Origin of the sequence: Roseateles sp., from assembly GCF_049240545.1 — a bacterium.
In the GTDB taxonomy this organism is placed as follows: Bacteria; Pseudomonadota; Gammaproteobacteria; order Burkholderiales; family Burkholderiaceae_C; genus Paucibacter_A.
The window spans coordinates 1-1,617 of the sequence record NZ_JBMLSK010000061.1 but is presented as its reverse complement, the minus strand read 5'-3'; the positions used below and the strand labels follow the sequence as shown (position 1 = coordinate 1,617).

Genomic DNA, 1,617 nt, shown 5'->3' with positions numbered 1-1,617 from the left:
ATGCATATCAACCACGCCGTCAACAACCACGAATACTTCTTCGCCTTCATTGATGTGCCACTTGTAAGGCTTGTCTGTCCAATGAAGTCTAGTTGTTATGCCACTCATGCTGGCTATGGTCATTGCGGCCCACGCCCGGTCAGCCTTGAAGTCGCGACTACGGATTACACTCATAGGTTGTTCCTAGGACTATTGCGTTCGATAGAGGCTTGGCGGCTTCCGACATCTTACGCTCTGCAATAGTGTGCAGGCCCGAGCGTGCCGCAATCCTTGCTCTGACGCCTAACAGGCCGTTGAAATACCAATCGACGCAGCGCGCCTGACAGGCGAGCATCCGGGCATAGATCGACCAAGGGCGAGTGGGTGATGCGAGGCGCCGACAGCTACAGCGAGAGCCTGTTCACCACGGTACGCCTGGAGGACTTCGTGCCGGCGAACCACCCGCTGCGGCCCATCCGCACCTGGGTCAACCAGGCACTGGCGGCGATGGACACGAAGTTCTCGGCCATGTACGAGGCGGACGTCAAGGGCGGCCGCCCCAGCATCGCGCCCGAGAAGCTCATGCGGGCGATGCTGCTGCAGGTGCTGTACAGCGTGCGCAGCGAGCGGCAGCTCGTCGAGCAGATCCAATACAACCTGCTGTTCCGCTGGTTCGTGGGCCTGGCCATCGAGGACAGCGTGTGGAACCACTCGGTCTTCAGCAAGAACCGCGACCGGCTCATCGAGCACGACGCGGTGACGGAGCTGTTCAACGCCACGGTGGAGATGGCTGACAAGCGCGGGTTGCTGTCGGGCGAGCACTTCAGCGTGGACGGCACCCTCATCCAGGCCTGGGCCAGCCACAAGAGCATGCGGCGCAAGGACGGCTCGGACGATGGGCGACCGCCCGAGGACTGGCGCGGTGAGCCCCGCAGCAACGACACGCACGAGTCCACGAGTGACCCCGAGTCGAGGCTGTACCGCAAGAGCCACGCGGCGCCGGCGCTGCCGAGCTACCTCGGCCACGTGCTGACCGACAACCGCCATGGCTTGGTGGTCAACGTGCAGGCCAGCCTCTCGGACGGTACGGCCGAGCGCGAGGTCGCTGCGCAGATGCTGGCCGACCTCGCCATACCGGGCCAGCCGGCGACGGTGGGGGCGGACAAGGCGTACGACACCAAGGGCTTCGTCAAGGCATGCCGCCAGATCGGCGTGACGCCGCACGTGGCGCAGAACCTCAACCGCATCGGTGGCAGCGCCATCGACGGTCGCACCACCCGGCACGCCGGCTACGCGGTCAGCCAGCGCAAGCGCAAGTGCATCGAGCAGTGCTTCGGCTGGGGCAAGGTGATCGGCCCGATCCGGCAAGTCATGGTGCAGGGACTGGACAAGGTCGACCAGCTGCTGACGCTGACGATGGCAGCCTACAACCTCACGCGGCTGCGGACCTTGGCGCAATTGCGCCCGCAGAGCGCGTAATGAGCGGCGAGGAGGTCGAAATGACCGCCTTCCGGCCCTCGAATGCGCCTGAAATGGGTCTGCGCGGGCGGCTGCAACGCGACCTGCGGGCTGTATGACCTCGTCGGACCCAATCAAGGTGGCGGAACCTGCGTCTACGGGTGGTTCTTCAACGGCCTG

At 64.4% G+C, this 1,617-nt stretch carries 1 protein-coding gene and 1 pseudogene; one reads left to right on the top strand and one right to left on the bottom strand.

Going from position 1 to position 1,617, the window contains the following annotated elements:
- Positions 1 to 174 (bottom strand): annotated as a pseudogene (locus ACOVRJ_RS03735) (cupin); the annotation flags it as partial.
- A 192-nt stretch (positions 175 to 366) separates the two neighbouring features.
- Here ACOVRJ_RS03735 and ACOVRJ_RS03730 point away from each other — a divergent pair.
- Entirely contained in the window at positions 367 to 1,458 is a 1,092-nt protein-coding gene (locus tag ACOVRJ_RS03730) for an IS5 family transposase (protein WP_422042557.1), read from the top strand.
- Positions 1,459 to 1,617: the final 159 nt, after the last annotated feature.

Excerpts from the sequence above, each read along its gene's own strand:
- ACOVRJ_RS03730 (WP_422042557.1), top strand. The coding sequence starts at position 367 with ATGCGAGGCGCCGACAGCTACAGCGAGAGCCTGTTCACCACGGTACGC.